Origin of the sequence: Nonomuraea rosea (assembly GCF_039539705.1) — a bacterium.
GTDB classification, from domain to species: Bacteria; Actinomycetota; Actinomycetes; order Streptosporangiales; family Streptosporangiaceae; genus Nonomuraea; species Nonomuraea rosea.
In genome coordinates this window covers 119,757-143,167 of the sequence record NZ_BAABDQ010000017.1, presented here as the reverse complement: position 1 = coordinate 143,167, position 23,411 = coordinate 119,757, and the positions used below count along the sequence as shown (strand labels likewise).

23 protein-coding genes are annotated in these 23,411 nt (G+C 70.5%); 16 read left to right on the top strand and 7 right to left on the bottom strand.

All coding sequences use genetic code 11. The annotated features are described in order from the left end of the window. Nucleotides 1-125: 125 nt before the first annotated feature. From ABEA43_RS33985 to ABEA43_RS33975, 3 genes are read left to right on the top strand one after another with little or no spacing between them, the layout of a single operon-like run. A complete protein-coding gene (locus tag ABEA43_RS33985; RefSeq protein WP_345568345.1) occupies nucleotides 126-734 on the top strand; it encodes a TetR/AcrR family transcriptional regulator in 609 nt (202 codons plus the stop codon). A gap of 11 nt (nucleotides 735-745) precedes the next feature. Further along, nucleotides 746-1,276, top strand: a complete 531-nt coding sequence (locus tag ABEA43_RS33980) for a DUF4245 domain-containing protein (RefSeq protein WP_345568343.1) — start codon at nucleotides 746-748, stop codon at nucleotides 1,274-1,276. 15 nt (nucleotides 1,277-1,291) lie between these two features. Next, nucleotides 1,292-1,528, top strand: a complete 237-nt coding sequence (locus ABEA43_RS33975) for an exodeoxyribonuclease VII small subunit (protein WP_345568341.1) — start codon at nucleotides 1,292-1,294, stop codon at nucleotides 1,526-1,528. A gap of 89 nt (nucleotides 1,529-1,617) precedes the next feature. Here ABEA43_RS33975 and ABEA43_RS33970 read toward each other — a convergent pair whose 3' ends face one another. Next, nucleotides 1,618-2,031, bottom strand: coding sequence for a nitroreductase family deazaflavin-dependent oxidoreductase (locus tag ABEA43_RS33970; RefSeq protein ID WP_345568339.1), 414 nt, complete (start codon nucleotides 2,029-2,031; stop codon nucleotides 1,618-1,620). An 82-nt stretch (nucleotides 2,032-2,113) separates the two neighbouring features. Here ABEA43_RS33970 and ABEA43_RS33965 point away from each other — a divergent pair, with 82 nt between their 5' ends. After that, a complete protein-coding gene (locus ABEA43_RS33965) occupies nucleotides 2,114-2,728 on the top strand; it encodes a TetR/AcrR family transcriptional regulator (RefSeq protein ID WP_345568338.1) in 615 nt (204 codons plus the stop codon). On the opposite strand, the gene ABEA43_RS33960 is transcribed toward ABEA43_RS33965, so the two are convergent. Genes ABEA43_RS33960 through ABEA43_RS33950 form a run of 3 tightly spaced genes read right to left on the bottom strand, consistent with a single transcriptional unit; the run spans nucleotide 2,718 to nucleotide 5,262 of the window. Then, complete coding sequence (locus tag ABEA43_RS33960) at nucleotides 2,718-3,074, bottom strand: VOC family protein (RefSeq protein ID WP_345568337.1); 357 nt, start codon at nucleotides 3,072-3,074, stop codon at nucleotides 2,718-2,720. The two genes, ABEA43_RS33965 and ABEA43_RS33960, sit on opposite strands and share 11 nt — an antisense overlap. A gap of 31 nt (nucleotides 3,075-3,105) precedes the next feature. Next, nucleotides 3,106-4,329: an exodeoxyribonuclease VII large subunit gene (gene xseA, locus ABEA43_RS33955; protein WP_345568336.1), complete on the bottom strand. Its 1,224-nt coding sequence runs from the start codon at nucleotides 4,327-4,329 to the stop codon at nucleotides 3,106-3,108. A 39-nt stretch (nucleotides 4,330-4,368) separates the two neighbouring features. Continuing rightward, a complete protein-coding gene (locus ABEA43_RS33950; RefSeq protein WP_345568334.1) occupies nucleotides 4,369-5,262 on the bottom strand; it encodes a hypothetical protein in 894 nt (297 codons plus the stop codon). A gap of 100 nt (nucleotides 5,263-5,362) precedes the next feature. On the opposite strand from ABEA43_RS33950, the gene ABEA43_RS33945 reads away from it, so the two are divergent. Beyond that, entirely contained in the window at nucleotides 5,363-6,328 is a 966-nt protein-coding gene (locus ABEA43_RS33945) for a 4-hydroxy-3-methylbut-2-enyl diphosphate reductase (protein ID WP_345568332.1), read from the top strand. 29 nt (nucleotides 6,329-6,357) lie between these two features. Here the strand turns inward: ABEA43_RS33945 and ABEA43_RS33940 are convergent, their stop codons facing one another. Continuing rightward, nucleotides 6,358-6,867: a DUF6542 domain-containing protein gene (locus ABEA43_RS33940; RefSeq protein WP_345568330.1), complete on the bottom strand. Its 510-nt coding sequence runs from the start codon at nucleotides 6,865-6,867 to the stop codon at nucleotides 6,358-6,360. A 15-nt stretch (nucleotides 6,868-6,882) separates the two neighbouring features. Next, nucleotides 6,883-8,163, bottom strand: a complete 1,281-nt coding sequence (locus ABEA43_RS33935) for a DNA recombination protein RmuC (protein ID WP_345568509.1) — start codon at nucleotides 8,161-8,163, stop codon at nucleotides 6,883-6,885. Between the two features lie 86 nt (nucleotides 8,164-8,249). Between ABEA43_RS33935 and ABEA43_RS33930 the strand changes: the two genes are divergently transcribed. From ABEA43_RS33930 to ABEA43_RS33920, 3 genes are all read left to right on the top strand, one after another. Continuing rightward, the gene (locus ABEA43_RS33930; protein WP_345568328.1) at nucleotides 8,250-8,972 is read left to right on the top strand and encodes a hypothetical protein; all 723 of its coding nucleotides are present in this window, start codon (nucleotides 8,250-8,252) and stop codon (nucleotides 8,970-8,972) included. Nucleotides 8,973-8,983: 11 nt separating this feature from the next. Next, complete coding sequence (gene ychF, locus ABEA43_RS33925; protein WP_345568327.1) at nucleotides 8,984-10,060, top strand: redox-regulated ATPase YchF; 1,077 nt, start codon at nucleotides 8,984-8,986, stop codon at nucleotides 10,058-10,060. 689 nt (nucleotides 10,061-10,749) lie between these two features. Continuing rightward, a complete protein-coding gene (locus ABEA43_RS33920) occupies nucleotides 10,750-10,980 on the top strand; it encodes a hypothetical protein (protein ID WP_345568325.1) in 231 nt (76 codons plus the stop codon). A 136-nt stretch (nucleotides 10,981-11,116) separates the two neighbouring features. Here the strand turns inward: ABEA43_RS33920 and ABEA43_RS33915 are convergent, their stop codons facing one another. After that, nucleotides 11,117-11,266, bottom strand: a complete 150-nt coding sequence (locus ABEA43_RS33915) for a hypothetical protein (protein WP_345568323.1) — start codon at nucleotides 11,264-11,266, stop codon at nucleotides 11,117-11,119. Between the two features lie 248 nt (nucleotides 11,267-11,514). Here ABEA43_RS33915 and ABEA43_RS33910 point away from each other — a divergent pair, with 248 nt between their 5' ends. From ABEA43_RS33910 to ABEA43_RS33875, 8 genes are all read left to right on the top strand, one after another. After that, nucleotides 11,515-11,814 carry a hypothetical protein gene (locus ABEA43_RS33910; RefSeq protein ID WP_345568322.1) on the top strand — a complete coding sequence of 100 codons (300 nt, stop codon included), beginning with the start codon at nucleotides 11,515-11,517 and terminating at the stop codon, nucleotides 11,812-11,814. Nucleotides 11,815-12,449: 635 nt separating this feature from the next. After that, a complete protein-coding gene (locus tag ABEA43_RS33905) occupies nucleotides 12,450-13,169 on the top strand; it encodes a conjugal transfer protein (protein WP_345568320.1) in 720 nt (239 codons plus the stop codon). A gap of 81 nt (nucleotides 13,170-13,250) precedes the next feature. Next, on the top strand, nucleotides 13,251-13,496 hold the full coding sequence (locus ABEA43_RS33900; protein ID WP_240779991.1) for a hypothetical protein: 246 nt from the start codon (nucleotides 13,251-13,253) through the stop codon (nucleotides 13,494-13,496). Between the two features lie 54 nt (nucleotides 13,497-13,550). Beyond that, nucleotides 13,551-16,823 (top strand): TcpE family conjugal transfer membrane protein, encoded by a 3,273-nt coding sequence (locus ABEA43_RS33895; RefSeq protein WP_345568317.1) that lies wholly within the window; start codon nucleotides 13,551-13,553, stop codon nucleotides 16,821-16,823. A 47-nt stretch (nucleotides 16,824-16,870) separates the two neighbouring features. Then, nucleotides 16,871-19,348 (top strand): ATP-binding protein, encoded by a 2,478-nt coding sequence (locus tag ABEA43_RS33890; RefSeq protein WP_345568316.1) that lies wholly within the window; start codon nucleotides 16,871-16,873, stop codon nucleotides 19,346-19,348. Further along, complete coding sequence (locus ABEA43_RS33885) at nucleotides 19,345-21,684, top strand: type IV secretion system protein (protein WP_345568315.1); 2,340 nt, start codon at nucleotides 19,345-19,347, stop codon at nucleotides 21,682-21,684. The genes ABEA43_RS33890 and ABEA43_RS33885 overlap by 4 nt, the downstream gene beginning before the upstream one ends. A gap of 3 nt (nucleotides 21,685-21,687) precedes the next feature. Next, on the top strand, nucleotides 21,688-22,314 hold the full coding sequence (locus ABEA43_RS33880; protein WP_345568314.1) for a hypothetical protein: 627 nt from the start codon (nucleotides 21,688-21,690) through the stop codon (nucleotides 22,312-22,314). Continuing rightward, on the top strand, nucleotides 22,311-23,405 hold the full coding sequence (locus tag ABEA43_RS33875; RefSeq protein ID WP_345568313.1) for a C40 family peptidase: 1,095 nt from the start codon (nucleotides 22,311-22,313) through the stop codon (nucleotides 23,403-23,405). The genes ABEA43_RS33880 and ABEA43_RS33875 overlap by 4 nt, the downstream gene beginning before the upstream one ends. Nucleotides 23,406-23,411: the final 6 nt, after the last annotated feature.

Genomic DNA, 23,411 nt, shown 5'->3' with positions numbered 1-23,411 from the left:
CGCCGTCTGTAAGCTTCTACGTGGCCGCCCTGCATAACGGAGAACGGTTTTTGCGCGATACCCCGTGCGCGTCAGAGATCTTGCCTCCACCATGGAGCATGGCGCCGGTCGTGGAGGAGACCCGAATGAGCGATGTCGAACCCGTGGTGGTCCAGCCGCGCACGTCCGAGCGTGGCGCGGCCACCCGGAGCGCATTGCTCGCCGCCGCCAGGGAGATCTTCGTCTCCAAGGGCTTCGCAGAGGCGGGCGTGACCGACGTGGTGGCCAAGGCCGACGCCAGCGTGGGCAGCCTTTACCACCATTTCTCCGGCAAGGCCGACCTCTACCTCACGCTGTGGGAGGAGTTCCAGGCCAAGCAGACGCAGCGCACCAAGCAGGCCGCCCGCGCGGCCCGTTCTGCGGGCGAGAGCGACCCGATGAGCGTGTTCGTCAGCGCCGCCCGCGCCTACCTCGACGGCTGCCTGGAGGATCGCGAGCTGGCCGCGCTGTTCCTGCGCGGCGACGGCCCGCCCGGCTTCGACGTGGTCATGAGCGACCGGCTGCGCAAGTGGGCGCAGCGGAACGCCGCGCTGTTCGAGGACGAGTCGGCGCTCGTCGTCGTGATCACCGGGGCGCTGGCCGCGGCCGTGTCCGAGGTGGTGCGCACGGGTGATCGCGCCCTGTCCGAGGAGGTTCTGGCCATCATCGGGCAGATCCGCCCGGCCACTTCGGCGACCGCCTCCTCCAGCGGGTAACCTCGCCAACTGTGCGACGGTTCACCCAAGGTTTCTACGGCTACGCGGTAGCCCTCTTCGTCTGTCTCGCGGGGGCAGGGCTGTTCCTGCTGGTCACCCCGCAGAGCCGGGAGGAGCACATCCCGCGGCTCGAATACTCGATCACCGTCGCCAACTTCGGCCACACGGTGCCGTACGGCGTCTGGGCCCCGCAGAAGGACCCGGCCGGCTGGATCCCCAACAGCAACAGGATCGCCAAGGGCCAGAACGGCGCGCAGGTCCTCTACCTCGGCTACGCCACGGCCAAGCGGGAGCACGCGATGTTCGCGCAGAGCGACGAGAAGCCGGCGGCCGGGTTCGCCAGCCGCATGGCCAACATCGAGCGGACCGTCGGCACCCAGCAGGTCGGCGGGGTGACGTGGGAGCAGCGCTTCCGCGAGGACAAGAAGCAGCGCTCGCTGGTCCGCGTGCTGCCCGAGACGACGCTGGTGATCACCGGCACCGCCGACTGGCCTGAGCTGGCCGAGCTGGCCGCGCTTCTGCAGCAGCGCCCCAAGGGCTGATCTAGGGTGGTGCACGTGGCAGACGAGAAGGCGCCCTCTTACGAGCAGGCCCGCGAGGAGTTGACCGAGGTGGTGCGCCGCCTGGAGACGGGCGGGCTGACCCTGGAGCAGTCGATCGAGCTCTGGGAGCGCGGGGAGAAGCTGGCGGCCGTGTGCGAGGAGTGGCTCCAGGGGGCCAGGGTCAAGCTGGCCGCCGCCATGGCCCGCCGGTCCGAGCCCACCTCGGGCCACTCAGACGACGCCCCCTTCTGACCGCCCGGCCGCCTGACCGCCCGGCCGCCTGACCGCCCAGCCGCTTCGCGACCGCCGGGACGCTTGCCGCGCGCCGGGGCCGTTGAGCGTCAGGCGGCGGTGCGCTCCAGGGCGATCACCGGGATGAGGCGGTCGGTCTTGGCCTCGTACTCGGCGAACTGCGGGGCCTGCGCCACCATCGCGGCATAGAGCCGGTCGCGCTCCTCGCCCTCGGCGAAAACGGCCTTGACCCCGAACTCCTCGGTCCCGACCACGGCCGTCGCCTCAGGCGTGGCGCGCAGGTTGTGATACCAGGCGGGGTTGGTGTCCGCGCCGCCGTTGGAGGCGATGACGACGTAGCGATCGCCGTCGGCGACCCACATCACGGGCGTGGTGATCTGCTTGCCGCTCTTGGCTCCCGTGGTGGTCAGCAGCACCAGCGGCTTGCCCTCGAAGAAGCCGCCGACGCGCCCTTCGTTCGCGCGGAACTCGTCGATGATCTGCTGGTTGAAATCGTTGGCCATGATGAGCTCCTTAGGAATCGGAGAGTTCTCCGGTTAGAGGTTAACCGGAGAACTCTCCGGATTCAAGCGGTATGCTCCTCACGTGTGCGAACGCCGATCGCTGCCGGTCATCGGGCAACCTCAGCCCGAGCGGGCCGACGCGGCGCGCAACCGGCAGAAGATCGTCGAGGTCGCGGCCAAGATGGTCGCCGAGCACGGCGCCGACGACCTCTCGCTCGACGAGGTCGCCCGCGTCGCCGGGGTCGGCGTGGGCACCGTCTACCGGCGCTTCGGTGACCGGTCCGGGCTGATCTACGCGCTGATCGACGAACGGGAGCGGCGCTTCCAGGAGGCGTTCTTCGCCGGCCCGCCGCCGCTCGGGCCCGGCGCCCCCGCCGCCGAGCGGATCACCGCGTTCCTCGGCGCGCTGGTCGATCGCATCGTGGCGCAGCAGTCGCTGTTCGTGCTGCTGGAGAAGGGGGCCAAGTTCAGCGGAGGGCCGTACAAGGTGCATCACATCCACCTGGCGACGCTGCTCGCGCAGGCGCGCGGGCGCTCAGGCGACGCCGCCTACCTCGCCGACGCCCTCCTCGCCCCGGTCAACGCCGGCCTGATCGCCCACCAGCGGGAGGAGCGCGGCATGACGGTCGAGGAGATCAAGTCGGGCCTGGCCGCCCTGGCGGCGGCCGCCATCTGCGTCCCGCCGCTCAGGTCATGAGGCAGAGCAGGTTCCCCTCCGAGTCCCTGAACGCGGCCATGCGGATCTCCTTGCCCGGCGTCCCGAACGTGCCGTCGTCGGTGAAGACCAGGTGCGGCTCCTCGACGATCGCCACCTCGTGGGAGCGCAGGCGCGCCACGTCCGCCTCGATGTCGTCGGAGGCGAGGTACAGGACGGCGGAGGGCGCGCTCTCCTCGATCAGCAGGCGGATGCCGTCGAGGTCGAAGAACGCGAGCCCGGGCGGCCGGTAGGTGGCGATGTGCCGCACACCGAGCACGTCCCGGTAGAAGGCGGTGGCCCGATCGAGGTCGTCGGCGTGCTGAGCGACCTGCGTGAGTCCTCTCATGCGCCGAACGTAGCGCACGGCGTGCGGCCTGTTAGGCGTCCTCTGCTTCTCCGGGATCCTCTGCGCGCACGGTCAGGCGGTCGTCGGACAGGCGGACCGTCAGCACGGTGCCGGGGGAGACGTCCTTGGCCAGGCGTACGACGTCGCCCGACGGGTGCTGCACGATGGCGTAGCCGCGCTCCAGCGTGGCCGCCGGGGACAGCGCGACAAGGCGGGCACGCAGGTGGCCGAGGTCGTCGGTGGCCCGGTCGAGAGAGCTGGACAGCGAGCGTCTCGACCGGTCGCGCAGCGCCTCGACCTGCTCGGCCCGGCGTTCGAGCTCGCGTACGGGGTCGGCCAGCGAGGGCCGCGAACGCACCGACGTCAGCCAGGACATCTCCCGGTCGAGCCAGCCGCTCACCACCCTGCGCCCCCGGTCGCGCAGCTGGCGCACCAGCGTGAGCTGTTCGCCGACGTCGGGGACGACCTTCTTGGCCGCGTCGGTGGGGGTGGACGCGCGTACGTCCGCCACCAGGTCGAGCAGCGGGCTGTCCTGCTCGTGGCCGATCGCGCTCACCACAGGGGTACGGCAGGCGGCCACAGAGCGTACGAGGGTCTCGTCGGAGAACGGCAGCAGGTCCTCCAGAGAGCCGCCGCCACGGGCGATCACGATGACCTCGATCTCGGAGTCGGCGTCGAGCTTGCGCAGCGCCTCGGTGACCTCGCCCACCGCGTACGGCCCCTGGACGGCCACCTCCTCGACCTTGAACCGCACGGCGGGCCAGCGCCTGCGGGAGTTCTCCAGCACGTCGCGCTCGGCCGCCGAGTCACGGCCGCAGATGAGCCCGACCGTGCCCGGCAGGAACGGCAGCCGCCGCTTCCTATCGGCGTTGAACAGCCCTTCGGCGGCCAGCAGCTTCCTGAGCCGCTCCAGTCTGGCCAGCAGCTCGCCCACCCCGACAGGGCGGATCTCCAGCGCGGTGAAGGCGAACGAGCCTTTGTTGACCCAGAAGTCCGGCTTGACGTGCACCACGACCCTGGCGCCGTCAACCGGCCGCGGCTCGGCCGCCTCGTAGACGCCGCGCGGGGCGGTGACCCTGCCGGACACGTTGGCGACCGGGTCGCGCAGGGTCAGGAACACCGTGCCGCCGCGGGCGCTCAGGTCGGTGATCTGTCCCTCGACCCAGACCGTGCCGAGTCTGCCGATCCAGCCGCCCACCATTTGCAGGACCGTGCGGATCGGCAGGGGGGACTCGGGCGTGGTCTTCGAGGTCATGCGGGGAAGACTACGCGGGTGGGCGCGCCCTCGCCGGGGTCAGCCTTCGGCCTGCAGCTTGGCGAGCCGGTTCTCGAACATCTTGATGACCTCGGGCCGCGCCGCCGTCGACCGCTCGAAGGCGAGGAAGTCGCCGATCTGCTCGGCGCTCTTGCCGCGCATCCTGGCGCGCAGGGAGGCGACGGTCAGCTCGGAGTAGCCGGGCAGCGGCTCGACCAGGTCCACGGGGGCGCTGGACACCGGCTCGGGCGCGGCGGTCGGCTCGGGGGCGGCGGCGGGCTCAGGTGCGGCCGTGGGCTCGGGGGCGGCGGCGGGCTCAGGTGCGGCGGTCGCCTCGGGGGCGGCGCTGGGCTGCTCCTCGACGACGGGCGCTGCTGTCTTGGCCGCGGCCTTGGTCTTGGCCTTGGTCTTGGCCGCAGGCTTGGCGGGCGCGGCGGCCTCGGCCTCGGCGGAGGTCTCCGTCTTGGCTGGCTCAGTCTTGGCTGGCTCGGCCTTGATGGGCTCCGCCTTGGCGGGTGCGGGTGCGGGTGCGGCGGCCGCCTCCGGCTCGGCGGTGGCCGCGGCGTCGGTCTTGCCCGTCGGCGCGAAGATGACCGGGTCGGGCGTGGTCTTGGCGGTGCCGTTGGGCTCGGCGGCGCTCGGGCGCGGAGCGAAGATGACCGGCTCCTTGCGGGCGGGCTTGTCCTCCTCGGCGGCCGGCGCGGCCACCTGCTCGGCGGCGGAGGGACGGGAGTCGTACTCCTCCTCGCGCTTCTCCTTGCTGCCCAGCCCTTTGATGGAGTTCTTCATCCGGTCGACGAGCAACAGCGCCTGGCCTGCGGCGCTGAGTGTGGTCTGAACGACGAGCAGCGGAAGGTCTTTGGCCTTCTCCTTCAACTCGTCCTTGTTGGTGACGGTCTTAGCGATGTTTCGTATCACGTCGCTGAGGGACATGACGTCTCCCTGGGAGGTCAGTATTGGACGGTCAGTCTGGCAAACCGCGGGCAACCACGCACGCGCGGGCCTGATGGCCGCTCCACGTAGCATAAGAAGTATGGAGCCCCAGACCCCCACTTACCGCCGAGTCCTCGTAGCCAAGCCACGGGGCTACTGTGCCGGAGTCGATCGAGCCGTGGTTGCGGTCGAGAAGGCTCTGGAGCAGTACGGAGCGCCGATCTACGTACGCAAGCAGATCGTCCACAACACTCACGTCGTCAAGACACTCGAGGCCAGGGGCGCGATTTTCGTCGAGGAGACCGAGGAGGTCCCCGAGGGTGAGATCGTGGTCTTCTCCGCTCATGGGGTCTCGCCCGCCGTGCACGGCGAGGCCAAGCAGCGCGGGTTGCGCACGATCGACGCTACCTGTCCGCTGGTCACCAAGGTGCACAACGAGGCGAAGCGGTTCGCCGGGCAGGACTACGACATCCTGCTGATCGGGCACGAAGGCCACGAGGAGGTCGAGGGCACCTCCGGTGAGGCCCCCGACCACATCCAGCTCGTGGACGGGCTCGACTCGGTCGACAAGGTGCAGGTGAAGGACCCGAGCAAGCTGGTGTGGCTGTCGCAGACCACGCTGTCGGTCGACGAGACCACCGAGACGGTCGCCCGGCTCAAGGAGCGTTTCCCCACGCTGATCGACCCGCCGAGCGACGACATCTGCTACGCCACGCAAAACCGTCAGGTCGCCGTGAAGGAGATCGCGGCCGAGTCGGAGCTCGTCATCGTCGTCGGCTCGGAAAACTCCTCCAACTCCAAGCGGCTGGTCGAGGTGGCCATGGACCACGGCGCGGACGCCTCCTACCTGGTCGACAACGCCGGCTTCATCCGTGACGAGTGGCTCGAAGGCGTCACCACGGTCGGCGTGACCAGCGGCGCCTCGGTGCCGGAAGAGCTGGTCGACGAGGTGCTGGCGCGGCTGGCCAAGCACGGGTTCTGCGACGTGACGGAGGTCCAGCCGGTGCAGGAGAGCATGCGCTTCGCCCTGCCCCATGAGCTGCGCAAGGACCTGCGGGCGTCCTGACGCACGATCCCGCTGATCGATCAGCGGGGTCAGTCCTCGGTGCGCGGGGTCCCGTACACCTTGGGCTCGAAATATCCCTCAGGCTCCGGCACGAACGGCTGGCGCGGGCGCGGTACCTCCGCGCCCGCCTTCAGCTCCTCGCGCAGCTCGCGTACGTTGTCGCGCAGCCCGCGCCGCCAGGCCACGCCCAGCACGAGGGCCGAGCCCGCGAACAGCCACGGCGCGCCCCCCGTCAGCGACGTGTAGAGCCCCAGCGCCAGCGACTGGACGATCGACACCGAGCCGAAGGCCCTGCCGAGCTCCACGAACAGCGTGGCGCAGAAGAACACCAGCGGCGGCGTCACCACCAGCGACAGCAGCTCGCGCCGGTTGACCAGCAGCACGCCGAGCAGGCTGGACAGCACGAACGCCGCGCCCACCACGTGCTGGACGTCGAGCAGGGCCGTCAGGACGTAGCCCGCCAGGGTGGCGACCAGGGAGAGCGCGATGGCGCCGCGAGCCGTCAGCCTGACCGCTGAACGCCTGCTCTTCTCACCCACTGACCCACCCCCCATTTACTGCGACCCGTTGGCCAACTTACCGTTCGAGTGCGAAATCAGAGACGCCGTTGCGGAAGAAGGGGTTTCCAGCAGTTCGGGGGAGGCCAGCGGCCTGGGCAGCCCTTCGAGCATCTGCGGGGAGTCGAGGTCGCCGTCGACGACGCCCAGATCGTGCAGCTTGCGCGCGGTGACCAGGACCCGGCTCTCCAGGGAGCCGACCGACTTGTTGTACGCCTCCACGGTCCGCGTCAGCGCCCTGCCCAGCGACTCGACGTTCCTGCCCAGGGACGACAGCCGTTCGTACAGCTCCTTGCCCAGCTCGAACACCGCCCGCGCGTTCTCGCTCAGCGCGGCCTGCTGCCAGGCGTAGTGCGCGGTGCGCAGCATCGTGATCAGCGTCGTCGGCGTGGCGATGTGCACCCGCCGCGTCATGGCGTATTCGAGCATCCCAGGATCGCGTTCGAGGGCCGGGGCCAGGAACGCCTCCCCGGGGATGAACAGCACCACGAACTCCGGCGACGGGTTGAACCCCTGCCAGTACGCCTTGGCCGCCAGCCGGTCGATGTGCTCGCGTACGTGCCGGGCGTGCGCGTCGAGCCGGACGGTGGCCAGCGACTCGTCGGACGCCTCCGCGGCCTCCAGATAGGCCGCCAGCGACACCTTGGAGTCGATCACGATGTTCTTCCCGCCGGCCAGCCGGACGACCATGTCGGGGCGCATGGCGCCTTCCGTGACCTGTTCGTCGAAGTCGCAGTAACGCTGCATTCCGGCGATCTCGGCGACCCTGCGCAGCTGCATCTCGCCCCACCGGCCGCGCGCCTCGGGCCGCTGCAGGGCTCTGACCAGGGCGTTGGTTTGGGAGCGGAGCTGCTCGTGGCTCTGCCGGACGAAGTCCATCTGCTGGGCCAGCTCCGCCCGCGCCGCCCGCTGGCCGGACTCGGTGTCGCGCAACTGCGCCTCGACCCGCCCCAGAGCGTCCTTCAGCGGCTCGACCAGGTGCTCGACGGCCTGCCTGCGTTGTTCGAGATCGCCGGTGGCCTCCGCGCGGCTGGCCGCCAGCCTGGTCTCCGCCAGCTCGAGGAAGCGGATGTTGTTGACGTCGAGGGCGCGCGTGGACAGGGCCTGGAAGCGCTCCGCGAGCTGCTCCTCGACGTAGACCAGCTTCTCCGCGGCCGACTTGGCGCGCGCGTCGGCCTCGGCCACCCGCACCGCCGCCCGCGTCCTGGCCACCAGGAACCCGATGAGCAGCCCGACGGCGAGACCGATGAGAAGCGAGACGACATCCACTCCATCGATGATTGCAGGACATCGAGCGCGGATCTTCCCGACACGCTTGGGCGTTCCGCTTGTGCGTCACATCGTTCGTCACTAAGAGTACTGGAATGAACACGCTGCCGAAGCTGGCCGCGGCCGGCGCCGCCGTGTCCGTCGCCCTGGTGGCGCTGGCCGGAGCCGTGATCGCGGGGAGCGAGAGCGGTGACGGCCGCGCCGTGCCCACGCTGCGCTGGTCCCCTGGCGCGTGCGTCACGGGAAGCTACGCGCTGACCCCGTGCAACGGAGGCGAATCCGAAGTGGTGGCCGTGGCCGCCGACCCGCCCGGGCCCGGCGGGTGTCCCGACGACACCGACGACGTCCTGCGCATCGGGCCCGGCCGTACGGCGTGCGTACGCAATTTCCTCGACCCGCACCCCGGCGCGCCGGGCGGCGGCGGTGGCCTGCTCAGGCCCGGAGACTGCGTCGCGCTCGACGGACGCGAGCAGCCGTGCGCCCGGGCCGGCTGGTACGGCAGGGCCGCCGCGCTCGCGCCCGCCGCGGCCTCCTGCCCCGCGGGCACGCTGGACACCCTGCGCAGGAGCGCTTCCGAGGTGATCTGCCTCGGCGCGGGCGGCCAGGTGCTCGACAGGGGCGCATGCGTGGCCGAGCCGGTCACGGACGTCCTCGCGCGCTCCGCCGTGACCCGGGTGGCCTGCGACTCTCCGCGGGCGTGGGGCCGGGTCGTGTCGTTCGAGACCTCCGCCGACCGATGCCCGCCGAGCTCGGAGCGTTACCTGCGCGCCGCAGGCGCCTACCGTCCCGTGACCTGTCTGGACGTGCCGAGCAAGTAAACTCAGCGTCCGTGAGTCTCTCCATCGGCATCGTCGGCCTGCCCAACGTCGGTAAGTCCACGCTCTTCAACGCGCTGACCAAGACGGGCAACGCGCTCGCCGCGAACTACCCGTTCGCCACCATCGAGCCCAACGTGGGCATCGTGGGCGTGCCCGACGACCGCCTGCCCAAGCTGGCCGAGATCTTCAGTTCGGCCCGGATCCTGCCCGCCAAGGTCGAGTTCGTCGACATCGCGGGCCTGGTCAAGGGGGCGTCCGAGGGGCAGGGCAGGGGCAACCAGTTCCTCGCCAACATCCGCGACACCGACGCGATCTGCCAGGTCATCCGCGTCTTCAACGACCCCGACGTCACGCACGTGGACGGCGAGATCTCCCCCAAGCGCGACATCGAGACCATCAACACCGAGTTGATCATGGCCGACCTGCAGACGGTCGAGAAGGCCGTGCCGCGGCTGCAGAAGGAGTCGCGCAACAACAAGGACAAGAAGGCCGCGCTGGAGGCCGCTGAGGCCGCCCTCGCCGTCCTGGAGACCGGCAAGACCGTCTTCGAGAGCGGCCTCGACCGCGAGGAGCTGCGCGAGCTGCACCTCCTGACGGCCAAGCCGTTCCTGTACGTGTTCAACCTCGACTCCGACGAGCTGACCGACTCGGCGCTCAGGGAGCAGCTCTCCGCGCTGGTCGCCCCGGCCGAGGCCGTCTTCCTCGACGCCAAGATCGAGTCCGAGCTGGTCGAGCTGGACGAGGAGGAGGCGCTGGAGCTGCTGCAGTCCGTCGGCCAGGAGGAGTCGGGGCTGCGCCAGCTCGCCAGGGTCGGTTTCGAGACGCTCGGCCTGCAGACCTACCTGACGGCGGGGCCGAAGGAGACCAGGGCCTGGACGATCCGCAAGGGCGCCACCGCGCCCGAGGCGGCCGGTGTGATCCACACCGACTTCCAGCGCGGGTTCATCAAGGCCGAAGTGGTCTCCTACGACGAGCTGATCGAGATCGGCTCCATCGCCAGCGCCCGCTCTGCGGGCAAGGCCCGCATCGAGGGCAAGGACTACGTCATGCGCGACGGCGACGTGGTGGAGTTCCGCTTCAACGTCTGAGCGCGCGTCGCGGGCGATGGTCTCGGGTCACGCCGATCACTGCCACAGGCGGCCATGGTCTACCTCGGTTTCACCCTGGCGGACCGGGCCGCCGCCGCGTCCGTGTGCGGCCGTCCAGCGGTCCCGGTGCCGACGGGCTTTCCGGTGATCTGGGCGCTTTGCCGGATACCGCCATTGCGCGGGAGGCGCCGCGATGGGTGCGGGGCCGCGGCCGGAAAGCTGTACCGCTGGATTGGCGGGTTTTTAGCCCCGGCACACGGCGGTCGTCGTGGCGTAGCTCAGGGTAGTTGAACGTCTCCTCTCCACTCTTGTCGCGAGCTCGACGGCAATCAGGGCAAGTCACGACTTTTGCCTGCACTGGATAGCGGCTCCAGCCCATGGAACTAGCGTGGGAAGTGATTCCAGCGTTGTGCCGGATGTCGTTCCGATGCCGACGCGGCGTTCCGATTTCGGGATTCTCCCGGAGCTCAACACGGACAAGAAGTGATCAGTCATGATCAGGATCAGAAACTTCCTCGCGGCCGGCGCATTGACTGCCTCGGCCCTCGTCGCGCCTACCGTGGCGGCGGTTCAGCCGGCCAGCGCCGCGCCCGCCGTCCAGGGAGCCACTACGCAGACGGTCACGTACCCGCTGCATCCGTGCAGGTTCCACAAGAACCCTGCTAGGTGCCGCGCCCGCGGTCACGGCGGTGGCGGCGGTGGCGGTGGAGGCGGCGGTGGCGGCGGCGGTGGTGGAGGTGGCGGAGGCGGCGACGTCAACGTCAACAACACCAACACCAACACCGGCGGCGGCGGTGGCGGTGGCGGCGGTGGAGGCGGCGGTGGAGGCGGCGGAGGTGGCGGCGGAGGCGGCGGTGGCGGCGGCGGTGGTGGAGGCGGCTGAGTCGCCACGACCAACCCGTAGCGCCCTGCCCCGGTGACATCCGCATCCGTCGAACGACCGCGATGCCCCCGGGCGCTGAGCCCGTACGACAGAGCACGAACAGAGCGGGCCGTCGCCGTATTCAGGCGACGGCCCGCTCGGCTGCCCAGCCGATTCGCGGGCGAGCCTCACGTTCAGTCGGCGTGGATGAGCTCGTTGTCCCACATGCCGCCCCGGCAGATGGCTTTGCCGCGGCCGACGGGGACGATGGTGCCGCCGGCGTCCGTGCACTCGCTCGCGGTGACCCACACGGGTACGGCGGCGGTCGCAGGAGTGGCACTCATGAGCAAGGCGGTGAGTGGGTACGCAGTGAGCAGGGCGGCGGCGAATCGTCGCATGACAGCAGTCCAATCACGTAGAGCGATATCTCGCTACGCTAGGTTAGCGACGGAGGACGGGCGGTGAAGCCTGCTGAGGCGCCCCTTTCCCGGGAACGGTAGGACGTCTGATCCCGGGACAACTGATGCGTCAACCACTTTGGGCCCCCGCGCGTCGAATCGTCACGGCGTTCACGCTGACTCGGGAGGCCCTCATGATCCGTCGCATCATCCGGAAACGACGCCCAGCGCCCACGCTCGCGGGCATCAGCCTCGAAGAGGAGCTCGCCCTCATCAGGGTCGAGCTCATGTACGGCCTGCGCGTCAACCGGGAGGCGTACCTGCGCAGGAAGGTCGACGAGCGCAACGAGATGGCGACGCGCATGCGCGAACGCGACGCGGCCGACATGCTGTCGGACCTGCGTGGCTCCCTCGAACGGGCGGTGCAGCCGACCGTCGTGGACCTGCACAGCAGGCGGAGGTCGCACTCGGCCCAGGATCCGGAGCCCGCCTGACAACGCTCTCCGCTGGCGATCTATGCCGATCTATGCCAAATGCGCAGGTCGGCAGAGTCCATGCCTCATTTGGACAGGAATCCGTGGCTGTCGCGCTATGCGATTTTAGGCATCTGGCCTGGTCAAAAGCCCTTTCTACCGGGAACTCACAGGAATCGGCACGACGATGTGTCAGGCGTGCCCGGTTTGCTGTCAGGGCCGTCATGCCTGCAGCATAGGCGTGGCTTTCCTGGAACAATGGCGGAGACCGGATAGGGTGACTACTTCACCGCGGATGATGGGGATCGGCAACGGACGACACCGCGCCAGCCGGGGGGATCGGCGCGAGCGGAGGCGTAATGGCTCGTAGGTCTACCGTCCAGCACGATCCTCGGATCGCTGGCGACCCCGAGCTTTCCGCACCCCTGGACATGGCTGACTTCGACGCGCCGTCGTCCCGCAGGCCGCGCCGTGGTGGCTGGTCGGGTGGTGGCGGGCGATGGCTGGTGTGGGCGGGCCGCATCATTCTGTGGGCGCTTATTCTGGTTATCGTGGTGAATGGGGTTCGTGCACCTTTTGAGCGGTTTACCCAGGAAGGTCCTGCAACGGGCAATGGCGCCGCGCTGGCGGACAAGGGATTCCCCACTGACCGGGGGATGGCTTTCGCCGCCCAGTTCGCCGGGGTCTATCTCAATTTCAGCCCGGAAGACGCGGCCAGCAGGTCCCGCAAGCTGACGGCGTTCCTGGCCGAGGGCATGGACCCGCAGATCGGCTGGGACGGCTACGGCCGGCTCGCCGCGGTCGCCATCCAGGCCTATGACGCCGAAGTGAGCGACGCCCACAACGCCGTGGTCAGCGTGGCGTTCCAGTCGGGTCCGCGCAGGCTGATGCTGTCGGTCCCGATCTACTACTCCGGCGACGACGCGGGCAAGCGGTTCGTCGTTTCCGGGCGTCCCGCGGTCCTGCCCGCACCAGCCCCTGCCGACCTCCCCCAGGTCGCCCAGCCGGAGACGGACGACGCGGCCGCGGCAGAGCTCAAGCCCGCGCTGGAGGGCTTCTTCAAGGAATACGCCTCAGGCGACGTCGGAGGTCTGCAGCGCTATGTCGCCGCGGGCAAGAGCCTGCCGAGTTTCGGCGGCGCGTTCAGCTTCGCGGAGCTCAAGGAGATCGTGGTGCCTGTGGGGGGTGCCACCAGAGAGATCCAGGCGGTCGTGGTGTGGGTCGTGCCCAACGGCGACGCCCAGCCCACGCCCAGCGCCACCGACCCGGCTGCGGTCGGCGGACGGCTGGAGCAGGCTTATCGCCTGACCGTCGAAAAGCAGGGCGACAAGTGGTTCGTCGCCGACATCCGCGGCGCCGGCCGGGTCGTTGGATAGAAGCGCGGCCGCGCTGCTGATGAGTACCCCCCGGGAGGACAAGAAGTGACCTTGAAGACCGTAGTGCTCACCTTGATCGAGATGTCGCCGACGCCCACGCCGACCGGCATCGACACCGGAGGGCTCGCCAACTTCCTGCGCGCGTTCTTCGCCCCCTTGTTCCTCGTTGTCGTCTCCGTGGTCGCGCTCTTCTTCCTCTTCACCCGCGAGATCACCCGATTCGTGCAATTCCTGATACTGGCTGTGGCCATCGGAGTGATCTTCTACGTTCCCAACATCATCGAGGTGACGGCGAAGGCGATCGCGGGCGCACTGGGCATCAAGTAAGGGTTGAGACCGCTCCGCGGCGGTCATGTACGAGCGGGTGGAGAGGAGGACCGCGTGGACCTGCCCACGTATACGAACATCTGGCGGATCGAGAAGCGGCTTTACAAGCTGTACGACCTTCGGCTCCCGATGCCGCTTCCCATCGTCTGGATCGGCGTCTTCGTCGGGGTGTTCGTTCCGTGGTCGCTCCTGCTGGTCCTGGTGGGCGTGCCGGTGCAGATGCCGTGGCACGTGCTGTTCCTCGTACCACCGGGGATCGTGACGTGGCTGTCCACCCGTCCCGTCATCGAGGGCAAGCGACTCACCGAGCTCCTGGAGTCCCAGCTTCGCTATCTTGGCCAGCCCAAGGCCTGGTACCGCCTCGCGCCCTCGTCCGAGCCGGAGGCGGTCACCTTCTCCGGCCGCGTCTGGCGCACCGCTCCCGCGCGGGCCAAGATCAAGGCGCCCCGCAAGTCCCGGCAGCCGCAGCGCAAGCGTGAGGGCCAGCGGATCACCGGGCCCCGGCAGGTCCGTCCCGCCGTCGCCGCCGCCGCTGCCGCCGCAGGACAGGCGCCCGTCGCCGAGCCCACGACCGGGCGCAGCGGCTGGGGCAGCCGCCGCGGCGCCGCGCCCGCGCTCAGCGGCCAGGTACGCCAGTCGGCGGCCGCCTCGGCACCGGAGACCGTGAAGCAGCCGATCCGGCGCGAGGAGGGCCTCTCAGGCGGCCCAGAACGTCGTCAGGAGCTCCCGCTGGTCGTCGTGCCCCGGATGCCGGGGGATCGCGCGGATGGCGGGAATCGCGCGGATGGCGTGGAGCGCGGGGATCGTAGGGATGGCGCGGATCACGGGGGTCGCGCGGTAGGCGCGGATCGTGGGGAAGGCCCGGCAGGCGCGGGATCGCCGGCCGAGCCGGCCGAGCGTGTGCCTGCGGCCCGGCGTGAGACCAGGTCCGGGAAGAACCGCGGGGCCGGTGGCCAGCGGGGTGCCGGGCGCGAGGCCGTCGAAGAGCGGGCCGCTGCTCATGGCGTGGCGGGCCGCGACGAGGCCGATCACGAGTCCGCCGACCACGAATCCGCCGGTCGGGAGTTCGCAGGCCGGGAGTTCGCAGAGCGGGAGTCCGCCGACTACGAGTCCGCTGGACGGAAGTCCGCAGGTCGGGCGTCTGGCGATTACGAGTCCGCAGGCCGGGAGTCCGCCGACTACGAGTCGACTGGCCGGGAGCCCGCTGGTCGGGAGGCCGGCGCTGGGACGCCCGCGGTGGGGCAGTTCGCCGGCGAGGCGGAGGGCGTACCGGAACCGGAGGGTGAGCGTGGCGCGTCCGCCGAGGCTGAGGCAGCGGGCGAGCCTGGTGCGGTCGTGCCGATCAGGGCGGGTGAGGGCCGCAGGTCCGGTGCGGGCAAGCCGATCGACACCGAGGCGCTGCGGCGGCTGAGGAAGCTTGCGGCGAGTGCCGACGCACCGGCCGAGGCAGCGGCCGAGGGCCGCGCTGAGGGCCGCGCTGAGGGCGGCGCGGGCGAACGACGCGAAAGTGAACGGCGCGAAGGCGGGCGTCGCGGAGGCGGACGGCCCGAGGACGAGGTCGCGCGGGACCAGCACAGGAAGGGACAGCCACCGAGGCTGGGCCCGGCGCTGGTGCTGTCGGGCACGCAGCGGGTCTGGCCGCCGCTCAACCCCAACGCCAAGCCACTGCCCCGTCCGGCGACCCCGAGGGGTGAGCGGGACGAGGCCGCTTCCACCCGGGGCGCGACCGCAGACGCCGGTGACGCTGCCACGGGGCGGCCGGCTCAGCAGGGCGACGCCCCAGCAGGTGCCGCTCCGCACGGATCGGCCGCCGTGGAAGAGGCACCGGGCAGGCAGCGCGAGCCGAAGAGCGGGCAGGGCACGCCTCAGGCCAGAGAGACTCGGCCGGAGAGCGGGCAGGGCGCGCCTCAGGCCGGAGATGCTGAGCAGACGGACGGGCAGGGCGAGTCGAAGGGCGTTGCCTCCCAGGGGCCTGGCGCGGTCGGCGATTCGTCGCGGCGTGCGGGCTCCCGAGGGTTGAGGGCCGTCGGCGACGCCCAGGAGGACACCACGCCGCCGCGGCGCAGTCAGCCGGCTGCGCGGCTCTCCGGCTCGGCCGGTGACGTGCCCGGTGGGTCTGGCGCCGATGAGCCTGATGAGGGTGCCGACAGGCGGAGGCAGGCGGCTCGGCGGTCCGGTGCGGACGAGGCCGGCGAGGCCGGCGATCGGCCGGAGCGGCCAGGGCTGCCGGAGCGAACGGGGCGGCCGGGGCTGGCGCAGAGGTTCGATGAGGGGGCCGCGCCGGGAGCCGAGGATGACGACTGGGATGCGGAGGAGAGCGGCGAAGAGGCCGGGGAGCTGGTCGTGCCGGTGCCGCGGCCCGGTGAAGGACGGGTGCGGCGGGTCGAGTCCGTGGTCGGCCGGGACTCCGGCGGATGGCGGCGGATCGCCCAGGTGGTCGTCGGCGGCGGCGGTGTGCGGACCGACGGGTCCGAGATCGACGAGGCCAGGGCCAGGGGTGTGTTCCAGGGCAGCCGCAGGGTCGTCGTGCTCGGCTGCACCGGCGGTGCGGGGCAGAGCACGACCGCGCTGATGCTCGGCCACACCTTCGCCCAATATCGTGACGACAGGGTCGTGGCCGTCGACGCCAACACCGGCGGCGCCACCCTGACCAGCAAGATCGAGCCGGAGACCCCCGAGACCCTCACCTCGCTGCTGTCGGGGCTCGACCGGGTCAGCGGCTACCTCACCATGCGGGGATACACCACGCGGACCACCTCAGGGCTGGAGGTGATCAGCGCGGACACCGACGCGGGCGCCGAACAGCGGCTCGCGGACCGGTCCTACTTCTCCGACCACCGTCTGGGCGAGTCCATGCGCCTGCTCGACCGCCACTACAAGCTGGCCGTCATCGACCCGGCCGCCGCGCTGGCGGCCAGGGTGCTGCCGTACGCGGACCAGCTGGTTCTGGTGGTGCCGGCGAGCGAGGAGGCGTCGGAGGCGGTGGCGATGACGTACGAGTGGCTCGACGGGCACGGCTGCGCGGAGCTGCGCAGGCGGGCGGTCATGGTGGTCAACGGCGTGTCAAGACGTTCGATGGCCGACGTCGAGCAGGCGGAGTCGGTGGCCAGCGGCAGGTGCCGGGCCATCGTCAGGGTGCCCTGGGAGGACGATCTGGCGCCAGGCGGCGCGGAGGTCGTGGACCTGGGGCAGTTGCGCGCGGCCGGGCGGCGGGCCTATCTGGCCCTCGCCGGTGTGGTGGTCGCGGGCTTCGCGGCACAGACCGTACGACCGAGCGAAGAGGAGTTGGCGAGTGACCCCCCGGGCACGAGAATCGGTGAGCGATAAGTGAACAAGCGAGCAGGTCTGGCCCGTTCATGCGCCGAGGGGGCGGCATGAGCAGGGCGTCCCGAGCGCGACAGCGCCTCGCGGTCCGCTACTTCGACGACCGCATCCTGCTCACAGACACCTGCGCATGGGCGTACTTCCGCCTCCCGACGGTCAGCTACGAGTTCGTCACGCCGGAGGAGCGCGAGTCGCTGGCCACCAACATCACGATCGCGCTGGCCGCGATCAGGATGCCCGACGCCGAGGTTCACCTGAGGGTGGCGCACCGCACCTATCCGGCGGCGGAGTGGGCCATGGCGCTCAATGCCACGTCCGACGAGGGGCCCGGCTGGCGCGACTACCTGGAGGAGATGTACCGGCACGTCTGGGCCAAGGACTTCTGGTCCAAGGAGGTCTACATCGGCGTCCGGCTCGGCCCGCGCGGCAAGCAGGTCGGCAGCGGCGTGCTGTCCCAGCTCTTCGGCTTCTACCGGAAGACGGAGAGGGCGCTCGGGATGGAGGACGACCACGTACCGGACAGTGAGATCGGCCGATGGACCGAGCAGTCCGAACGTCTCGGCCGGGCTCTCGCCTCCAGTGCCCTCTATGCCCGGCACGCCACCTCGGTCGAGGTGGCGTGGCTGTTCCAGCACGCGGCCTCGGGCGCGCTGGGCGACCCGGCGCCGTCGGCGAGCCCCAAGCGGCGCTGGGGCAAGGGCGAGATCGAGTCGCTGGTCGAGGGCGAGATCCACAACGGCAGGTCGCTGTTGCGCATCGTGCAGCCGCAGGGCGACTCCTACGTGGCCCATCTGTCGTTCGCCCGCTTCCCCGACCTCATGCCCTTCCCCGACGGGGAGCCGTGGATGCACTTCGCCGACCAGCTCTCCTTCCCCGTGGAGGTCTCGTCGCGGATGCGGCTGATCCCGCCGACCAAGGCCTCGCGGGACGTCGCGCGCAAGCTGGCGCACGCCCGCGACATGGACCACCACATCCGCGAGGCCGGGGCGGAGGCGCCGCTGGCGCTGGCCGAGCAGATCGACGCGGCCCGCATGCTGGAGCACGGCATCACGAAGGAAAGGCTCCCCTTCGTGTACGGCTGGCACCGCCTGATCGTGTCGGCCCCGACCGAGGACATCTGCGTGCAGCGGGTGGAGGCGGTCGTCGAGCACTACCGCGACATGGGCATCGACGTGGTCAACTCCACCGGCGACCAGTTCTCGCTGTTCTGCGAGACGCTGCCGGGCGAGAAGGTACGCGTCAACGCCTACGCCCAGCGCCAGCCGCTGCGCACGATCGCGGGCGGCATGGCCACGGCGACCGTCGATCTGGGCGACCGGCTGGACGACGGCAACGAGGGCTGGCTGGGCCCGTACATCGGTGAGACCGTCGGCAGGGCCCGCAGCATCGTGCACTTCGATCCGCTGGTGGCGGCCACCCGCAACCGGCCGACCGCCATCGCGATCACCGGCGAGCCCGGCGGCGGCAAGACCACGCTCGCGCTGCTGATGATCTATCAGATGGCGCTGCGCGGCGTCACCGTGGCGGTGATCGACCCCAAGGGCGACGCCGAGTCGCTGGTCCAGCTCCTGGACAAGCGCGGGCGCAAGGCACGCATCATCCCGCTCGGCTCGGCCGCTCCTGGGCTGCTCGACCCGTTCTCGTTCGGCGACGACATCGCGGCGAAGAAGACCATGGCCACCGAGACGCTGCGGCTGCTGCTGCCCCGCATGTCGGAGGAGCGCGAATCGGCGATGATCCAGGCGGTGGCCGCGGTGTCCAACGCGCCCGATCCCTCGCTCGGCAAGGTCGTCGACTTCCTGGAGGGGGCCGAGGACCCGGCCTCGAAGAACCTGGGCGCCGTGCTGCGGTCCATGTCGGAGATGCACCTGGCCACGCTGTGCTTCGACCCCTCCGGCGGCGACCAGATCGACAGCGAGGGCTGGACGACCGTGTTCACGCTGGGCGGGCTGACGCTTCCTGACGTGGCGACGACCAGGGAGGACTATTCCTATGAGCAGCGGTTGTCGGTGGCGCTGCTCTATCTGGTGTCCCAGTTCGCGCGCAGGCTGATGAACGGCCTCGACCGGCGCGCGCCCAAGGCGATCTTCCTGGACGAGGCGTGGGCGATCACCTCCACGCCCGAGGGCGCCAAGCTGGTGCCCGAGGTCAGCAGGATGGGCCGCTCCCGCAACACCGCGCTCGTGCTGGTCTCGCAGAACGCGGGAGACCTGCTGAACGAGCAGGTGACCAACTGCCTCTCGTCCGTCTTCGCGTTCAGGTCCACAGAGCGGGTGGAGGTGGACCACGTGATGTCCCTGCTGGGGGTTGAGCCGTCGGAAGAGCACAAGGCCGTGCTGCGTTCGCTGGGAAACGGCGAATGCGTATTCCGTGATCTGGATGGCAGGGCGGGGCGTATCGGAGTAGACCTGATCTCCGAAGACCTTCTCCGCTGGCTCGACACGAACCCGACGCACGACAAACCCGGCGGCAGCGGGCATGATGATCTTCAAGGGGGCGTGGGCAGGGCGCAGGAGGTACGGTCATGAAGATCCGGCTATCCCGACGACTCGCGCTGACACTCGCGCTCGTCACCGGCATGCTCGTGGTGCCGATCGTGGTGGGCAGCATGTCGGCGCCCGCCGCCGCGGCCCCGTGCGACCTCTCCGGCGCCCTGGCGCCCGAGGTGATCGGCGGCGGCACCGACGGCATGATCCAGCCGCCGATCCCCGAGGGCGGCCCGCAGGCGCCGACCACCAACTACGCGCAGTTCGGCATGAGCGGCCAGTTCTGGCACACGCACGACCTGGGCTGCTCCGACTACGTCGCCGTGCTCGGCAACATGTGGGCCAACGGCATCTTCACCGCCGCGAAGGCCGTCGACCGGCTGACCATCACGACGTACCAGGCCGCGGCGACCGAGGGGCCGCTGCAGTCCATCAAGGACGTCGTCGACGACATCATCACGAACCTCGCCAATGCCATGTACTGGCCCTACCTCCGGCCGATCGTGATCCTCGGCGCGATCTGGCTGGCCTGGTACGGGTTGATCCGCAAGCGGGCCACCACGACCGCCGAAGGCGTGATCTGGATGGTCCTGGCGGTCACCGTGGCGGTCTGGTTCTTCAGCAGGCCCGGCGACTTCACCGGGCTGGGCAAGGTCGTGACGGACAAGACCGGCGAGGTCGTCAACTCGGCCTTCTCCGGCCTGCCGGGCGCGGGCGGCGCGACCTGCCTGCCGCCGCCCGGCGGGGCGGGCGCCGAGGTCAAGGCCGGCGGCTACGCCCAGAACGGCACGCCCGGCGTCGAGCAGAACGCCGACGCCCTGTGGTCCACGCTCGTCTGCAAGCCATGGCTGGTGGGCATGTTCGGCACCGCCGACCCGCAGCAGCCGATCGTGCGCGACTTCGGCCGCAAGATGCTGGAGATCCAGTCGATCCAGCCCGCCGTGGCCGGGCAGCCGGCTCCCGACATCGGCGCTCACCAGTCGCAGTACACCGCGCTGGCCGAGAGCCTCAAGAACGACCCCCGCTACACCGTCTTCTCCGGCCGCGACTGGTCCAACCGGCTCGGCGTGGCCATCGGCGCGTTCATCGCCGCCCTGGTGGCCGGGACGCTCATCTTCCTGGTGGCGGTCTCGCTGCTGGTGCTGAAGGTGGGCTTCCTGCTGCTGCTGATACTCGGGCCGATCTTCCTGCTGATCGGCGTGCACCCGGGCAGCGGCCGGATCGTCGCCATGCGCTGGGTGGAGATGCTCATCGGCACCCTGCTCAGACAGGCCGTGCTGACGATCGTGCTCAGCGTCCTCGTCTACGGGTACGCGCTGATCATCTCCACGGCCATGCCCTGGGGGCTGCAGGTGCTGTTCATGGCCCTGCTGACGATCGCCGTGTTCTTCTACCGCAGGCCGTTCCAGCATCTGTTCGCCTCGATGAGCGGTCACACGGTGGCCACCCGCATGCTCGGCGACGCCGCGAGCTCGTCCGTGCTGGAGCGGTCGGCGGGCGTGCTGCCCCCGGTCGCCTCCGCCAGGATCGGCCGCTGGGGCCTGCGCAAGGCCGAGCCGCTCATCAGGGCGGCGGGCGTGGCCAATCCTGCGGGCGCGGCCGCCACGGCGGCGGCCACAGGGCAGGTCAGGGTACGCGGCGAGGAAGGCGAAGGCGCACAGGCCGGCACGAGAGTCCCGGCCACGGCGGCTCCGCTCGACACCGACCCGCAGGGCGGCAAGGGCGGCGCCAGGCAGCCGCTCGAACCCCGCAGGGGCATGGCGCCGCCGCTCAACCTGGGTGGCACGCCGACGCGCACCCGCGGCGCGGCGGCGGGCGGCGCGAGAGGCGCCGGTGCGCCCAGCCCCGGCGCCGGCAGCCCCGCGAGCTCCGCGAGCTCGGGTGGCTCCGGCGGCTCGGGTGGCTGGTTCGGTGGCCGGTCCGGCGGTGGCTGGGTGCCGCGTGGCGGATCGCGCGGCGGGACGTCCGGCGGCTCGCGCGGGTCGCGGTTCGGCGGCTCAGGCGGCTCCGGTGGCTCACGGTCGGGCGGCACGCGTTCGCGCGGCTCGGGCGGCGGCCTGTTCGGCGGCGGCTCAGGCGGCGGGTCAGGCAGTGGTTCGGGCGGTTCGGGCGGCTCCAGGAGCGGCTCGGGCGGCGGGCTGTTCGGCGGCGGGTCGGGATCCGGCGGATCGCGGACCAACGGCGGCTCCCGCTCCAACGGCGGGTCCAGGTCCGGCGGCGGCTCGACCGGTCCGCGGATCTTCGGCTCCGACGAGCCCTCGTCCCGCTCCTCCGAGGCGCCACCGCTCTGGCTGCGCAGCAGCGGCAACGGCGGCGGCTCCGCAGGTGACCCGTCCGTGCCGTTCTGGCTCAAGCCGAACAACCCCGACAAGGACTAAAACATGGCGCAGCCGGGTGACAGGCGGGGGGTGGCCTTCGCCGCCATCGTCGTGGTCATCGCCGCGGTCGGCATCTACCTGACGATGTGGCCGGACTCGGAGGACCCGGCGCAGCCCGCGCCGGGCGCGGGCCGCGCCACCACGGTGCCAGCGGCGTCGAGCACGCCGCTGGCGACCGCGAGCGCGGCGCCGTTCGACGTCTACTCGTACCTGCCGATGAAGAAGGAGCAACTGTCCGCGGCGGCGGATCTGGCTGAACGGTTCACCGCCGCATACGGCACGTACCGGTACGACGAGGACCCGGCGGCGTACGCGGGCCGGGTGAAGGCGTACACGACGGCCGAGCTCGCGAACGACCTGACCAGGACCGTCACGTCGGCGGGCACGATCGAGCAGAACCGCAACGATCAGATCGTCTCCACGGCCACGGCCAGGCTGAAGGAGATCAGGCAGATCGAGAGGACCTCCATCGTCTTCGTGGTCACCGCGAGCAGGCAGGTCGCCGCCCTGAGCGGCGACAAGCAGCTCACGGAGGAGTTCGCGATCACGGTGAGCCAGCTGGGAGCCGACTGGCGGATCTTCGACATCAGGCCTGCCGTCGAGGGCCAGGATGGGGACCCCGAAGGGTGAAACTCTCACGAGCGCGCCTCGCCCTGGTGATCGGGCTCGCCGGGGCGCTACTCCTCGTGGCGGTCATCGTGTCGCCGATGCTGCTGATCTCGATGCCGTCCTTCCTCAGCGACGGCGGATTCTCGGTCGACTGCCAGGACAGTACGCAGGTGGAGGAGGTGTCCGACTCCGGCACCGCGGACATCCCCGGCGAATACCTGGACCTCTACAAGAAGAACGGCCAGAAGATCGGTGTCCAGTGGAACATCCTGGCCGCCGTGGGCAAGCGTGAGACCGACCACGGCCGTTCGGACCTGCCCGGTGTCAAGAGCGGCACCAACTCCGCGGGCGCGGCCGGGCCGATGCAGTTCCTGATCTCCACGTGGGGCGGCAAGGCGCGGATGCCGATGTCGTCGACGATCAACGGGTACGCCTCCGACGGCGACGGCGACGGCGTGGGCGACATCTACAACCCGGCCGACGCCATCCTCGGCGCGGCGAAGATGCTCAAGCGCAACGGCGCCCCCGAGAACGTGCGTCAGGCGCTGTTCGTCTACAACCGCGCCTGGTGGTACGTCGACCAGGTCGAGGAGATCGCCAGGAAGTACGCCAAGTCCGGCGAGGTCAAGGTGCCGCCGCAGGCGTCCGAGGAGTGCGACGACCCGCTCGTCGAGGCCGCGCCCAGCGACATCGTGGCCAAGATCCTGGAGTTCGCGCTGGCGCAGCGCGGCAAGCCGTACCTGTGGGGCGGCACGGGGCCGGACGCGTTCGACTGCTCGGGGGTCATCTACGCGGCCTACCGGGCGGCCGGGCTGACGATCCCGCGTACGACGTTCACGCAGTGGCCGTTCGGGGCGAAGGTGTTAGAAGGCGACGAGCAGCCCGGGGACCTGGTGTTCTTCAACGCCGGTCCGGGCACCTCGGCCAGCAGCCCCGGGCACGTGGGGCTGGTCGTGTCGAAGGGCAAGATGCTGGAGGCCAGGTGCCGGCTGTGCGGTCCGATCAAGGTCACGAGCTACCAGGCCCGCGACAACCGCGTGGGCTTCACCCGTCCCCTGCAGAACTCCGGTGTGCTCGACCAGCTCAAGAAGCTGCAGAATTCGTCCCTATGAGGAATC

Excerpts from the sequence above, each read along its gene's own strand:
- ABEA43_RS33985 (WP_345568345.1), top strand. The coding sequence starts at position 126 with ATGAGCGATGTCGAACCCGTGGTGGTCCAGCCGCGCACGTCCGAGCGT.
- ABEA43_RS33890 (WP_345568316.1), top strand. The coding sequence starts at position 16,871 with ATGAGCAGGGCGTCCCGAGCGCGACAGCGCCTCGCGGTCCGCTACTTC.
- ABEA43_RS33950 (WP_345568334.1), bottom strand. The coding sequence starts at position 5,262 with ATGTCCCTCAGCGACGTGATACGAAACATCGCTAAGACCGTCACCAAC.
- ABEA43_RS33910 (WP_345568322.1), top strand. The coding sequence starts at position 11,515 with ATGATCCGTCGCATCATCCGGAAACGACGCCCAGCGCCCACGCTCGCG.
- ABEA43_RS33880 (WP_345568314.1), top strand. The coding sequence starts at position 21,688 with ATGGCGCAGCCGGGTGACAGGCGGGGGGTGGCCTTCGCCGCCATCGTC.
- ABEA43_RS33905 (WP_345568320.1), top strand. The coding sequence starts at position 12,450 with ATGGCTTTCGCCGCCCAGTTCGCCGGGGTCTATCTCAATTTCAGCCCG.
- ABEA43_RS33885 (WP_345568315.1), top strand. The coding sequence starts at position 19,345 with ATGAAGATCCGGCTATCCCGACGACTCGCGCTGACACTCGCGCTCGTC.
- ABEA43_RS33915 (WP_345568323.1), bottom strand. The coding sequence starts at position 11,266 with ATGAGTGCCACTCCTGCGACCGCCGCCGTACCCGTGTGGGTCACCGCG.
- ABEA43_RS33970 (WP_345568339.1), bottom strand. The coding sequence starts at position 2,031 with ATGGCCAACGATTTCAACCAGCAGATCATCGACGAGTTCCGCGCGAAC.
- ABEA43_RS33930 (WP_345568328.1), top strand. The coding sequence starts at position 8,250 with ATGAACACGCTGCCGAAGCTGGCCGCGGCCGGCGCCGCCGTGTCCGTC.
- ABEA43_RS33960 (WP_345568337.1), bottom strand. The coding sequence starts at position 3,074 with ATGAGAGGACTCACGCAGGTCGCTCAGCACGCCGACGACCTCGATCGG.
- ABEA43_RS33900 (WP_240779991.1), top strand. The coding sequence starts at position 13,251 with ATGTCGCCGACGCCCACGCCGACCGGCATCGACACCGGAGGGCTCGCC.
- ABEA43_RS33945 (WP_345568332.1), top strand. The coding sequence starts at position 5,363 with ATGGAGCCCCAGACCCCCACTTACCGCCGAGTCCTCGTAGCCAAGCCA.
- xseA (WP_345568336.1), bottom strand. The coding sequence starts at position 4,329 with ATGACCTCGAAGACCACGCCCGAGTCCCCCCTGCCGATCCGCACGGTC.